This window comes from Vogesella aquatica (assembly GCF_028548455.1).
GTDB classification, from domain to species: domain Bacteria; phylum Pseudomonadota; class Gammaproteobacteria; order Burkholderiales; family Chromobacteriaceae; genus Vogesella; species Vogesella aquatica.
Genome location: NZ_JAQQLF010000012.1, coordinates 17,698 through 29,952 on the forward strand (window position 1 = coordinate 17,698; position 12,255 = coordinate 29,952).

12 protein-coding genes are annotated in these 12,255 nt (G+C 61.7%); 6 read left to right on the forward strand and 6 right to left on the reverse strand.

The features are described 5' to 3' along the window. Positions 1–99: 99 nt before the first annotated feature. Complete coding sequence (gene recX, locus PQU95_RS10685; RefSeq protein WP_272751987.1) at positions 100–564, reverse strand: recombination regulator RecX; 465 nt, start codon at positions 562–564, stop codon at positions 100–102. Continuing rightward, positions 564–1,628, reverse strand: a complete 1,065-nt coding sequence (recA, locus tag PQU95_RS10690) for a recombinase RecA (protein ID WP_272751988.1) — start codon at positions 1,626–1,628, stop codon at positions 564–566. The genes recX and recA overlap by 1 nt, the downstream gene beginning before the upstream one ends. Before the next feature lie 243 nt (positions 1,629–1,871). Here recA and hrcA point away from each other — a divergent pair, with 243 nt between their 5' ends. The 5 genes from hrcA (at position 1,872) to recR (ending at position 7,021) form a co-directional block, all read left to right on the forward strand. Beyond that, positions 1,872–2,891 (forward strand): heat-inducible transcriptional repressor HrcA, encoded by a 1,020-nt coding sequence (hrcA, locus tag PQU95_RS10695; RefSeq protein WP_272751989.1) that lies wholly within the window; start codon positions 1,872–1,874, stop codon positions 2,889–2,891. A 52-nt stretch (positions 2,892–2,943) separates the two neighbouring features. Next, positions 2,944–3,960, forward strand: a complete 1,017-nt coding sequence (gene mltB / locus PQU95_RS10700) for a lytic murein transglycosylase B (RefSeq protein WP_272751990.1) — start codon at positions 2,944–2,946, stop codon at positions 3,958–3,960. 105 nt (positions 3,961–4,065) lie between these two features. After that, positions 4,066–6,009: a DNA polymerase III subunit gamma/tau gene (gene dnaX, locus PQU95_RS10705; RefSeq protein WP_272751991.1), complete on the forward strand. Its 1,944-nt coding sequence runs from the start codon at positions 4,066–4,068 to the stop codon at positions 6,007–6,009. Between the two features lie 5 nt (positions 6,010–6,014). After that, a complete protein-coding gene (locus tag PQU95_RS10710) occupies positions 6,015–6,353 on the forward strand; it encodes a YbaB/EbfC family nucleoid-associated protein (protein WP_272751992.1) in 339 nt (112 codons plus the stop codon). A gap of 68 nt (positions 6,354–6,421) precedes the next feature. Further along, positions 6,422–7,021: a recombination mediator RecR gene (recR, locus tag PQU95_RS10715; RefSeq protein ID WP_227302999.1), complete on the forward strand. Its 600-nt coding sequence runs from the start codon at positions 6,422–6,424 to the stop codon at positions 7,019–7,021. A 73-nt stretch (positions 7,022–7,094) separates the two neighbouring features. Here recR and dapE read toward each other — a convergent pair whose 3' ends face one another. The 4 genes from dapE to PQU95_RS10735 form a co-directional block, all read right to left on the reverse strand. Continuing rightward, positions 7,095–8,222: a succinyl-diaminopimelate desuccinylase gene (gene dapE, locus PQU95_RS10720; RefSeq protein ID WP_272751993.1), complete on the reverse strand. Its 1,128-nt coding sequence runs from the start codon at positions 8,220–8,222 to the stop codon at positions 7,095–7,097. Further along, positions 8,219–8,569, reverse strand: a complete 351-nt coding sequence (locus PQU95_RS10725; RefSeq protein ID WP_272751994.1) for an ArsC family reductase — start codon at positions 8,567–8,569, stop codon at positions 8,219–8,221. The genes dapE and PQU95_RS10725 overlap by 4 nt, the downstream gene beginning before the upstream one ends. An 8-nt stretch (positions 8,570–8,577) precedes the next feature. Further along, positions 8,578–9,693: a PilT/PilU family type 4a pilus ATPase gene (locus PQU95_RS10730; RefSeq protein ID WP_272751995.1), complete on the reverse strand. Its 1,116-nt coding sequence runs from the start codon at positions 9,691–9,693 to the stop codon at positions 8,578–8,580. A gap of 150 nt (positions 9,694–9,843) precedes the next feature. Then, positions 9,844–11,520: a long-chain-fatty-acid--CoA ligase gene (locus PQU95_RS10735; RefSeq protein WP_272751996.1), complete on the reverse strand. Its 1,677-nt coding sequence runs from the start codon at positions 11,518–11,520 to the stop codon at positions 9,844–9,846. A gap of 284 nt (positions 11,521–11,804) precedes the next feature. Here PQU95_RS10735 and rimP point away from each other — a divergent pair, with 284 nt between their 5' ends. Further along, the gene (rimP, locus tag PQU95_RS10740; RefSeq protein WP_272751997.1) at positions 11,805–12,233 is read left to right on the forward strand and encodes a ribosome maturation factor RimP; all 429 of its coding nucleotides are present in this window, start codon (positions 11,805–11,807) and stop codon (positions 12,231–12,233) included. Positions 12,234–12,255: the final 22 nt, after the last annotated feature.

The following is a 12,255-nucleotide window of genomic DNA, read 5'->3' on the forward strand; positions in this document are numbered from 1 at the left end:
CCTTGTGCGCGCCGGGGCATATTTTCGGCCCTGGTGTGCAGCGGTCTGGCCGGACTGGGGTTGGCCGCGGCGGATACTGGTGGCGGTGGCGGTGGTGCGCTAGCTGTCGCTGTCATCGTCCGGCCATTCGTCACTGCCTTTGATGACTTGCCGGATGATGTCCATGCCAAAGCCGCGGCTGGCCAGGAAGCGCATCTGTTTGGCGCGCCCGGCGGCGTCGCTGGCGGGCTGGCCGAATTTGCGCAGCCACTGGCTGCGCGCGGCGGCCAGGTCGTTGTGGCCGGACAGGGTCTGCTTGATGGTGTCGCTGTCTACGCCGCGTTCGCGCATTTCCATGGCCACGCGGCGGCTGCCGTACTTGCGGCTGCGGCTGTCGGCGAACTGTTCGGCAAAGCGGGCGTCGCTTTGCCAGCGGCTGGCGGCCAGCTCGTCCAGCAGGGCGTCGACTTCTTCAGCGCTCTCTGCAAAAGGCGAAAGCCGCCGCCTCAGCTCCAGCCGCGTGTATTCGCGGCGGGACAGAAGGTCGACGGCTCTTGCCTTCAGGCTTTTGCCCGGTTTTTCCATCAGGCGTCGAAGGTGTCGTCCAGCAGCTCTTCGTCAGCGTCCGGCTTGCCTTCGGTGATTTCTACCTTGATGCCCACGGCTTCGCGGATCTTGCGCTCGATTTCCTGGGCAATGGCCGGGTTGGATTTCAGCCACTCGCGGGTGTTGTCTTTGCCCTGGCCGATTTTCTGGCCGTTGTAGGCGTACCAGGCACCGGATTTGTCGATAAAGCCGTGCTCGACGCCCAGCTCGATGATTTCGCCTTCGCGGCTGATACCTTCACCGTACAGAATGTCAAAACCGGCTTGCTTGAATGGTGGCGATACCTTGTTCTTCACCACTTTCACGCGGGTTTCATTGCCGATGATTTCATCGCCCTTCTTGATGCCGCCAATGCGGCGGATATCCATGCGCACCGAGGCGTAGAATTTCAGCGCGTTACCGCCAGTGGTGGTCTCGGGGCTGCCGAACATCACGCCGATCTTCATGCGGATCTGGTTGATGAATACCACGAGGGTGTTGGTGCGCTTGATGTTGCCGGTGAGTTTGCGCAGTGCCTGGCTCATCAGGCGGGCTTGCAGGCCCACGTGGCTATCGCCCATCTCGCCTTCGATTTCGGCTTTGGGCACCAGCGCGGCAACCGAGTCCACCACGATCACGTCCACGCCGCCGGAGCGTACCAGCATGTCGCAGATTTCCAGTGCCTGCTCGCCGGTATCCGGCTGCGAGATCAGCAGGTCTTCTACCGATACGCCCAGTTTTTGTGCGTACTGCGGGTCCAGCGCGTTTTCGGCGTCGATGTAGGCGCAGGTGCCGCCCAGTTTTTGTGCTTCAGCCACCACTTGCAGGCACAGCGTGGTTTTACCGGACGATTCCGGGCCGTAGATTTCCACCACGCGGCCACGTGGCAGGCCACCCACGCCCAGTGCCAGATCCAGGCCCAGCGAGCCGGTGCTGATGACTTGCAGGTTCTCGGTGATCTGGTTGTCGCTCATGCGCATGATCGAGCCTTTGCCGAACTGCTTTTCAATCTGCGCCAGCGCTGCGCTCAGTGCCTTGCTTTTGTCTTCGGAACGCTCTGCCATGCTTGCTCCAATCGGAAATCGTTGAGTTCAAATTCGTGATGGGTTTGATTATGTACGTTTTCATCCTGCCTGCCAAATAAAAACACAGGCAGCGATGCAAACGCACCACAAAGAGGTGGTGACCATAAGTGTAATCAGCGGATTATCGCACAAAAGGCGGGGCTACCAAGTCGCCGGGCACCGTGTTGCGCCTTGATGCGGCAAAGCCTTTGGCTGGCAGGCAAGCTGTGACAGAATGGCAGCATGCTGAACGATCGCACACAACATTTGCTCAAGGTGCTGGTAGAGCGCTACATCGCCGATGGCCAGCCTGTGGCGTCCAAAACCCTGGCGACGGTATCCGGGCTGGAGCTGTCGTCGGCGTCCATCCGCAATATGCTGGCCGACCTGGAAGGGCTGGGCTTGATTGCCTCGCCGCACACCTCGGCCGGGCGCGTCCCCACGCCGCGTGGCTACCGGCTGTTTGTCGACCGCCTGTTGACCGTGCAGCAGCTGGCCGAGCCTGCCGTGGCCGAGCTGCGCCATACATTGCAGCCGGATAGCCCCAAGCGCGTGGTGAAGGCGGCATCGCAGCTGCTGGCCGAGCTGACGCAGTTTGCCGGTGTGGTGATGACACCGCAGCGCGCTGACGCCGCGTTTCGGCAGGTGGAGTTTTTGCGCCTGTCCGAGCGCCGGGTATTGCTGATCCTGGTCACGCTGGAAGGCGACGTGCAGAACCACCTGTTCAATACCGCACGCGATTACAGCGGTAGCGAGCTGATCGAAGCGGCCAACTTCCTGAACCAGCACTATGCCGGGCAGGCGCTGGGTGGTGTGGCCAGCCGGGTAGGGGAGGAGCTGCAGCGTTTGCGCGGGGATATTTCCGAGCTGATGCAGCTGGCTATCCAGTTTGGCCAGCAAGCGCTGCACGGCGGCGACGACCTGGTGATTAGCGGGCAGGGCAAGCTGCTGAACGTGAGCGACTTTTCCGGCGACCTGAACCGCCTGCGCGAGCTGTTTGATACTTTCCAGCGCAAGACCGAGCTGTTGCAGCTGCTGGAGCAAAGCCGCCGCGCCCCCGGCGTGAACCTTTTCATTGGCGACGAGTCCGGCGTGGTGACGCTGGACGATTGCAGCGTGGTGATTGCCCCGTACCGGCTAAACGGCCAGGTAGTGGGTGCGCTGGGCGTAGTGGGCCCCACGCGCATGGCCTACGAGCGGGTGATCCCGATTGTGGACATCACCGCGCGCCTGGTATCCAGCGCGCTGAATTTCAACGATTGACCTCTGCGCCGCAGCCTGACTGTTGCGGCCAACCCTGGATGACACCAACACCATGAGTTTGCTGAAAAACCTGCTGGCCGCTGCCAGCCTGCTGGCGGCCAGCGTTGCCCATGCTGACGTGGCTTTGCTGATGCGCCCGGACGTGCAGCGCTATATCGACGAGCAGGTTGCCAGCGGCGAGCTGTCGCGCGCCGAGCTGGAAAGCGTGTTTGCCAATGTGGAGCTCAAGCCGAACATTATCGCCATCATGGATAAGCCTTCCACCGCGCGGCCGTGGTATCAGTTCCGCCCCAGTTTTTATAACGACAAGCTGATGCAGGAGGGGGTGGCGTTCTGGCAGCAGCACGAAGCCACCCTGCAAAAGGCAGCAGACACCTATAAAGTGCCACCGGAAATCATCGTGGCGATTATCGGTATCGAGACACGCTACGGCCGCAATACCGGTGGCTTCCGTCTGGCCGATGCGCTGTCCACGCTGGCGTTTGACTACCCGCGCCGTGCCGATTTCTTCCGCGCCGAGTTGTCCGAGTTCTTTCGCCTGGCGCGCAGTGAAAACGTGAACGCCCTTACCCTGAAGGGCAGCTACGCCGGTGCCATGGGCCTGCCGCAGTTCATGCCGTCCAGCCACCGCAAGTGGGCGGTGGATTTTGACGGCGACGGCCACAAAGACATCTGGAGCAACCCGGTGGACGCCATCGGCAGCGTGGCCAACTACTTCCGCGAGCACGGCTGGCTGGGCGGTGACGACGTGGTGATTCCGGCCGAGCTGGCGCCGGGTACGGTGCCGGACGAGCTGGTAGCAGACAAATTCAACCTGCACTACACCGTGGCCGAGCTGAAAGCACGCGGGGTGCTGCCGCAAGCCCCGCTGCGTGACGACGCGCTGGCGGTGCTGGTGCCGCTGGAAGTGGCGCCGGGCGAAATGCGCTACTGGCTGGGGCTCAATAATTTTTACACCATTACGCGCTACAACAAGAGCACGCTGTACGCCATGGTGACGCACGAGCTGGCGCAGGAAATGCGCGCCCGATTCGTGCAGGCGCGCATGGCGGTGCCTGCGGGGCAATAGTGCAAAACCCAGCTTGCTACCCGTATGGCTGGTGATGTGCCGGGTAGCAGGCCGCTGCGCTGAAATAGTCGCCATCCCTGGCGAATCCCTTTAGAATTCCGCGCCATGACCTATCAAGTTCTCGCCCGCAAGTGGCGCCCCAAGCGCTTTGCCGACCTGGTTGGCCAGGAGCACGTGGTACGCGCCCTGTCCAATGCGCTGAAAGAATCCCGCCTGCACCACGCCTACCTGCTGACAGGTACCCGTGGTGTGGGCAAAACCACCATCGCCCGTATTCTGGCCAAGAGCCTGAACTGCGAAACCGGCACCACCGCCGAGCCGTGCGGCGTGTGCCAGGCGTGCACCCAGATCGACGCCGGCCGTTTTGTCGACCTGCTGGAGATCGACGCCGCCTCCAATACCGGTATCGACAATATCCGCGAAGTGCTGGAAAACGCCCAGTACACCCCCACCATGGGGCGCTACAAGGTCTACATCATCGATGAAGTGCACATGCTGTCCAAAAGTGCCTTCAACGCCATGCTCAAGACGCTGGAAGAGCCGCCGGCGCACGTCAAGTTCATCCTGGCCACCACCGACCCGCAAAAAGTGCCGGTAACGGTATTGAGCCGCTGCCTGCAGTTCAGCCTGCGCAATATGACACCGCAGCAGGTAGCCGGCCATCTGGCACATATGCTGGACGTGGAAGGCATTGCCTACGAAAGCCCTGCGCTGGCCTTGCTGGGCCGCGCCGCCGCCGGCTCCATGCGCGACGCGCAGTCGCTGCTGGACCAGGCCATTGCCTACGGCCTGGGCGAGGTCAAGGAAGACGGCGTGCGCGCCATGCTGGGCGCGGTAGACAAGCGCTACCTGTTTGCCCTGCTGGACGCCCTGGCCGACGCCGACGGCGCCCGCCTGGTAGCCGAGGTAGAAGCGTTGGCCGCACGCGGCATCGGTTTTGACAGCGCGCTGGCCGAGCTGGCCAGCCTGCTGCACCAGCTGGCGCTGGCGCAAACCGTGCCGGCCGCCATTGCCAGCGACGAGCCCGAGCGCGACGCTATCTTTGCCCTGGCGCAGCGCCTGGCAGCAGAAGACGTACAGCTGTACTACCAGATTGCCCTGCACGGCCGCCGTGACCTGGCGCTGGCGCCGGACGAGCACGCCGGCTTCAGCATGAGCATGCTGCGCATGCTGGCCTTTCACCCGGTAAGCGGTGGTGAGAGTGCGGCGCGTCCGCTGCCATCCGCCCGCCCGCCGGTGCCTGCGGCCAACCCTGGCGCCAGTAGCGCAGCCTTGCCTGCCGGCGTGTCGCCAGCGCGTGCTGCCTTGGCGCAGCTAGGCGGCAAGCCTGCCGAGCGTAGCCCGGCGGCCGCTGAAAAACCGGCCGCGCCCGAGCCGGAACCCGAGCCCGCGCGGCCCGCTGCGCCAGCCCCTGTACCGCAGGCCGCACCGCGTGAGCCTGCGCCATGGGACGAGCAGCCTGCCGCCGTGGCAGCTGTTGCCCCCGCTGCGTCGCCCGCCCGCCAGCCTGTGTCTGCCCGCGTAGAAGAAGCGCCGGAGGAGGCCGATGACGATGCCGAGCCCGAGGTGCTGGATACCGCTGCTGATAGCGACGACGAGCTGCCGGCCTACGCCATGATGATGGACGAAGACCCGGGTGAGCTGGCAAGCGAAGCACCGGTGTTCGACGGCGACTGGGCCAGCCTGATCGGCCGCCTGGGCAACAAGCTGGGTGCCGCGCGCATGCTGGCGCAAAACGCCGCGCTGAAACAATGGGATGGCAAGGTGTTCGAGCTGGCGGTGCCGGAAGGCTTCCGCAATATGGCCACGCGCGATTATCAGGACAAGCTGAAAAGCGTTCTGGGCGAGTATCTCGGCCAGAGCATTGAACTGAGGGTGTCGATAGAGACCCTCGATATGGAGACCCCCGCCATGCGCGATGCACGCTTCAAGCGTGAGCAGCTGGCCGGTGCGCGTCAACACATGGAAAACGACCCGGTGGTACAGCAGCTGGTGCAGGAAATGGGCGCCATGCTGCTCGCCGAGACAGTACAACCCGTACAGGAGTAGAAACAATGTTTGGTAAAGCCGGTATCGCAGGCCTGATGAAGCAGGCGCAGCAAATGCAGGAAAACATGAAGAAGGCCCAGGAAGAACTGGCGCAGATCGACGTAGAAGGCCAGGCGGGTAACGGCCTGGTAAAAGTGGTGATAAGCTGCGCGCACGTTACCCGCCGTGTCATCATCAGCGACGACTTGCTGGCCGATGCCAAGGAAGATAAAGACATGCTGGAAGACCTGATCGCTGCCGCGTTCAACGACGCCAGCCGCAAGGCCGAAGCCACCTCGTCCGAGCGCATGTCCGGCTTTACCGCTGGCATGAACCTGCCGGCCGGCATGAAGCTGCCGTTCTGATCGCTTGATGACCTGAAAGGTTGGCCGCAGGCTGCTGCTTGCGGCCAACCTTTTTTACTGGAGCGCCCATGAAGAACCCGCCCTCGCTCGACCAGCTGATCGCGGCGCTGAAAGTGCTGCCCGGCGTCGGCCCCAAATCCGCGCAGCGCATGGCTTTCCACTTGCTGCAAAAAGACCGTGGCGGTGCCGACAAGCTGGCGCGGGCGCTGGACCACGCGCTGCTGAATCTGCGCCATTGCCAGCGTTGCCATACCTTTAGCGAAAGCCCGCTGTGCAATGTGTGCGCCGACGCCGAGCGCCGCCAGGACCTGCTGTGCGTGGTGGAAATGCCGGCCGACCTGCTGATGCTGGAGCAGACGCGCTGCTACGACGGCCTGTATTTTGTGCTGATGGGGCGCTTGTCGCCCATGGATGGCATCGGCCCCAAGGATATCGACCTGGAAAAGCTGATTGCCCGCGCTGTGGACGGCGTGGTGCAGGAGGTGATTATTGCCACCAACTTTACTGCCGAGGGCGAGGTCACCGCGCACCTGATCAGCGAGATGCTGCAGGCGCACGGCCTGCGCGTCAGCCGCATCGCGCGTGGCATGCCGGTGGGCGGCGAACTGGAAAACGTGGACCCGGGCACGCTGGCCCAGGCCATGTACGAGCGGCGTAGCGTGAGCTAGTCCGCAGGCCGGTGTTCAGGCAGTAAAAAAGCCAGCCTCGCGGGGCTGGCTTTTGCGTTTTGCCCGGTGTGGCTTAGCGCAGCAGGGTGTGCAGCGTTTTTTCGTAGACGCAGGCCAGCGGCTCGATATCGTCCACGCACACGCATTCGTTCAGCTTGTGGATGCTGGCGTTGATCGGGCCGAACTCCACCAGCTCGCGCGCGATACGCTTGATAAAGCGGCCGTCCGAGGTGCCGCCGGTGGTGTTCAGCTCCGGGGTGACGCCGCAGGTGTCCACGATGGCCTGGCTGATGGCGTCGGTGAGCGCGCCGGGGGCGGTGATGAACGGGTTGCCCGACAGCGCCCAGTGCAGCTCGTAAGCCAGCTGGTGTTTGTCCAGAATGGCGTGCAGGCGGTCTTTCAGCGATTCTGCCGTGTTTTCGGTAGAGAAGCGGAAGTTGAACTTGATCTCGCAGCTGCCCGGAATCACGTTGGTGGCGCCGGTGCCGGCATGGATATTGGACACTTGCCAGCTGGTAGGCGGGAAGTAGTCGTTGCCGTGGTCCCATACCTCTGCGGCCAACTCGGCCAGCGCCGGTGCCACCAGGTGGATGGGGTTCTTGGCCAGGTGCGGGTAGGCGATATGGCCCTGGATGCCGTGCACGATCAGGTGGCCGGACAGCGAGCCGCGGCGGCCGTTCTTGATAGTGTCGCCAAATACTTGCGACGAGGTGGGCTCGCCCACAATGCAGTAATCCAGCTGTTGGCCGCGTGCTGCCAGCGCGTCTACCACACGCACCGTGCCGTCGGCGGCTACGCCTTCTTCGTCCGAGGTAATCAGGAAGGCGAGGGTGCCGGCATGCTCGGGGTTGGCCGCAATGAAGCGTTCGCTGGCGGTGATGAAGGCGGCCAGCGAGGCTTTCATGTCGGCGGCGCCGCGGCCGAATAGGTGGCCGTGGCGAATGGTGGGCTCAAACGGGTGGCTGTCCCATTTGTCCAGCGGGCCGGTGGGCACCACGTCGGTATGGCCGGCAAAGCACAGCACCGGCGCGCCATGGCCGCGATGCGCCCAGAAGTTGCTCACGTCGCCAAACGGCATGCGTTCGATGGTGAAGCCCAGGTCTTCCAGCCGGGTGATCATCATGTCCTGGCAGCCTTCGTCGCGTGGCGTGATGGAATCCTGGCGAATCAGTGCCCGTGTCAGTTCCAGTGTGCTGCTCATCGCTTGAACTCCGCTGTGTAATCTGTGTCCTTGAAGCCTACCCTCAGCTGGCCGGCGTTATCCAGTACCGGGCGCTTGATCAGCGAGGGCTTGGCCTGCAGTAATGCAATGGCGCTGTCAGGGTGGGCCGCCAGGGCTTTTTCGGCGTCATCCAGTGCGCGCCAGGTAGTGCCGGCGCGGTTGATCAGCTTGTTCAGGCCAATGCTGGTAATCCAGCTGCGCAGCGTGGCTTCGTCTATGCCCTGTTTCTTGAAGTCGTGGAAGGTGAAATCCAGCCCCTGTTGTGTGAGCCAGGTGCGGGCTTTCTTGACGGTATCGCAGTTGGGAATGCCGTAGAGGGTAATCATGGGTGGGGTCAGTGGTTCAGTGTAAAGCCGGTAAAGGTGGTGGTGTCTTGCTTGCTCTGGCCGCTGGCGCTGTCGTGGTTGACCAGCCAGAACAGGTTGGTGGGCGAGTCGGCATTCTGCAGTGCCTCGTCCAGCGTAATCATGCCGTCCTTGTACAGGCGGAACAGCGATTGCTCGAAGGTTTGCGAGCCCTCGCTCATGCTGCTTTCGATGGCTTCCTTGATCTTGTCGATGTCGCCGTTGCGGATCAGCTCCGACACGTGGGCGGTGTTGAACATGATTTCCATCGCCGGACGGCGCTTGCCGTCTACGGTTTGCACCAGCCGTTGCGATACTACCGCCTTCAGTGTGGCAGCCAGGTCCATCAGCAGGGCGGTGCGGTTCTCCAGCGGGAAGAAGCTGATGATGCGGTTCAGCGTGTGGTAGCTGTTATTGCCGTGCAGTGTAGAGATGCACAGGTGGCCGGACTGGGCGTAGTTGATGGCGTAGGTCAGCGTTTCTGCATCGCGTATCTCGCCGATCATCAGCACGTCCGGCGCCTCGCGCATGGCGTTTTTCAGTGCGTTTTCATAACTGTGCGTATCCACCCCGATTTCACGCTGGTTGATGATGGAGCGCTTGTGTTCGAAGATGAATTCCACCGGGTCTTCTACGGTGAGGATATGCCCGGCCTGGCTCTGGTTGCGGTATTCCAGCATGGCGGCCACGGTGGAGCTTTTGCCGGAGCCGGTGGAGCCCACGATAAAGATCAGGCCGCGGCGCTGGCGGATCAGATCTTGTAGCGAGTCGGGCAGGTTCAGGGTGTCCAGGCTGGGGACCGTGGGGGTGATGTAGCGTATCACCATGGCCACGTGCCCGCGCTGGCGGAAGATGTTGACGCGGTAATTGCCCAGGCCATCTATCTGGCGGCCAAAGTTCATTTCCAGCTCGGCTTCGAAGCGGGTGATGTCGTCCTCGCCCATCAGGCTGTAGGCCAGGCGCTTGACGTTTTCTGCGCTCAATGCCTTGTCATTCACGGGCACGGTTTGCCCGTCTATCTTGATTTGAGGTGGCGTACCGCAGGAGAAAAACAGATCGCTGGCCTTTTTGTCGGCCATCAGCTTGAAAAACGGCAGCATCAGCATAGTAAACGGTGCGCGGGGCAGGTGACGTTCATGCGCTTAGTCTAACGCGAAACACGGCGCGATGGCATTTATCGTGTTGCCCGCGGGCTTGGCCGCAGGCAAGAAAAAACCCGCCTTGGCGGCGGGTTGTGTACAAGCCGTGGCGGCTGTTCAGTTCGGTTTGACCTCGGTATCGCGCAGTGCGCGGCGCAGGATCTTGCCCACGTTGGTCTTGGGCAGCTCCTGGCGAAACTCTACCAATTTCGGCACCTTGTAGCCGGTCAGGTTGGTGCGGCAATGGCTCAGCACATCGGCCTCGGTCAGCGCCGGGTCTTTCTTTACTACGAACACCTTTACCACCTCGCCCGATTTCTCGTCCGGAATGCCGATGCACGCTACTTCCAGCACGCCCGGGTGCAAGGCCACCACGTCTTCGATCTCGTTCGGGTACACATTGAAGCCGGACACCAGAATCATGTCTTTCTTGCGGTCTACCAGCTTCACGTAGCCCTCTGGCGTAATGATGGCTATGTCGCCGGTGGCCAGGAAGCCTTGGCTGTCGATGACTTTGGCCGTTTCTTCAGGGCGCTGCCAGTAGCCTTTCATCACTTGCGGGCCGCGGATGCACAGCTCGCCGGATTCGCCCGGGGCGACTTCGCGGCCTTCATTGTCGCGGAGCTGGATGTCGGTGGACGGAATCGGTACGCCAATGGTGCCGTTGTAGGCTTTCAGATCCAGCGGGTTGATGCAGGCGGCCGGGCTGGTTTCGGTCAGGCCGTAGGCTTCGATCAGCGGCGTGCCGGTGATGTCCTTCCATTTGTCGGCCACTGCTTTCTGCACCGCCATGCCACCGCCCAGCGCCAGGCGCCAGGTGGAGAAGTCTACGGTCTTGAAGTCCGGGTTGTTCAGCAGGGCGTTAAACAGCGTGTTGACGCCGGTGATGGCGGTAACCTTGTATTTTTTCAGCTCTTTTACAAAGCCTGGGATGTCGCGCGGGTTGGTGATGAGGATGCTCATGGCACCGAGCTCGGTAAACACCATCAGGTTCGCGGTCAGCGAGAAGATATGGTACAGCGGCAGGGCAGTGACAATGATCTCCTGGCCTTCGCGCACGGCGTGTTTTACCCATTCGCCGGCTTGCAACATGTTGGCGATGATGTTGGCGTGGGTCAGCATGGCGCCCTTGGAGACGCCGGTGGTGCCGCCGGTGTACTGCAGGAAGGCGATGTCGTCGTGGTCGATGTCGACCTTGCGCATCGGTTGGCGCGCACCGGCAGCCAGGGCGTCATTGAAGCCGGTGTGGCGGGCAATGTGCCAGGGCGGCACCATTTTCTTGACCTTGCGTACCACGAAATTGACGATCAGGCGCTTGGGGAAGCCCAGCAGGTCGCCAATGCTGGCGATCACCACATTCTTGACTGGCGTGCGCGGCAGAACCTGCTCCAGTACGTTGGCAAAATTTTCCAGGATGATGATGGTTTCGGTGCCGGAATCCTTCAGCTGGTGTTCCAGTTCGCGGGGGGTGTACAGCGGGTTGACGTTGACCACGGTGCAGCCGGCGCGCAGGGTGCCGAATACGGCGATCGGGTACTGCAGCAGGTTGGGCATCATGATCGCCACGCGGCTGCCTTTGGCCAGGCCAAGCGTGTTTTGCAGGTAGGAAGCAAAGTTGGCCGACAGTTGGTCCAGCTCGCCGTAGCTCAGGATCTTGTCCATGCAGGCCAGCGCCGGGCGGTCACGGAACTTGGCGGCGCTGCGCTCGAAAACCTCGGACACCGACTGGAATTCGTTGATGTCAATCTCGGCGGCAACACCTGCCTGGTAATTCTTCAGCCAGATTTTTTCCATGGCAATAGTCTTCTCCATCGTGTTGGATTTACTGCCACCTCTTGTGATTCGCGGGTGGCGTCGGTGGGGATCTGCTTGCATGCAGACTCAAATATAGATTGTTTTGGCAAACGTTCGTTTCGGAACGCAGGGCAACTGTACCGTATGTCTCATCTGGTGCAAAGCATGTGCTTGGTTTGCGGCCTCAGACCTCAGTTTTCTTTTGTCGCAGAGTGGTTTATAATCGCGGCATTTTAGGGATGGGCGGTTCTTCGCCCATTTTTCTTTTCTGGAATTGGATGCCCATGGATGTACGTTTGCTGCTCGAGAACACGCTGCCCGGTTTGGGGTATGAGCTTGTAGATTTTGAAATGACCCCGGGGGGTGGTTTCCGCGTGTTTATGGATAAACCGGGCGGCATTACCGTAGAAGATTGCGTTAGCGTGAGTAATCACCTGACGCGTCTGTTCATGGTCGAAAATGTTGACTACGAGCGTCTGGAAGTTTCCTCGCCCGGCCTGGACCGTCCGCTGAAGAAAGAAGCGGACTACGTGCGCTTCACCGGTAGCCTTGCCAAGATCCGTACCCGCCTGCCTGTCGAACAGCAGAAGCGGTTTCAGGGTCGTATCGCAGGTATCGCCGATGGCGTTGTCAGCCTGGTCGTGGAAGATGGTCGCACCGTGGCCATTCCCCTGGCGAATATCGATAAAGCCCGGCTGGAACCGGAGTTTTAATTCGCAGGACGTTGGCCGCGAA